We start from the raw sequence: 428 nt of genomic DNA, 5'->3' as shown, positions 1-428 counted from the left end.
CAACCACTTCATCGGCATCGAGCACCTGACGGAATCGGAAGTCGAGGAGATCCGCGCCAAATGCGAGCAGGCGGCGAAGCGCCACGATCGAAAGATCGCCGACGCCGCCGCCAAGAAGGCGGTAACGCCGAAGCCCGGCTCGAAGAAGCAGGCTGCCGCTTGAGCCCGACCGTCAGCCGTTCATGAAGGTCGCGAAGGCGTCCTTGTGGTCAGGGTGCCAGCGTGAAAGGGCAGGGCGGTTCTCGATGATGTCGCCAATCGCCCAGGCCATGCGCTTTTCGTCCGTCGGCCGCGCCACCTCATTGTCGGGGCAAAGGATGTAGAAATCGCCGCGCTTGAGCGAGGCGAGCATGAAGTCGATGACCTGCTCTCCCGTCCAGGCGCCGGCCGGCTTCTCGGTCGCGCCTTCGGTCAGGCCGGTATAGGTG

2 pseudogenes are annotated in these 428 nt (G+C 64.5%); one reads left to right on the top strand and one right to left on the bottom strand.

From position 1 onward, the window contains the following. A pseudogene (locus EOA29_RS43670) lies at positions 1-163 on the top strand (low affinity iron permease family protein); the annotation flags it as partial. Between the two features lie 9 nt (positions 164-172). On the opposite strand, the pseudogene EOA29_RS40230 reads toward EOA29_RS43670, so the two are convergent. After that, positions 173-428, bottom strand: a pseudogene (locus EOA29_RS40230) (short-chain dehydrogenase); the annotation flags it as partial.

The organism is Mesorhizobium sp. M1E.F.Ca.ET.063.01.1.1 (genome assembly GCF_003998155.1).
Lineage (GTDB): Bacteria > Pseudomonadota > Alphaproteobacteria > Rhizobiales > Rhizobiaceae > Mesorhizobium.
Note: the sequence above shows the minus strand (reverse complement) of the source record. Positions and strands in the feature narration are given on the sequence as shown.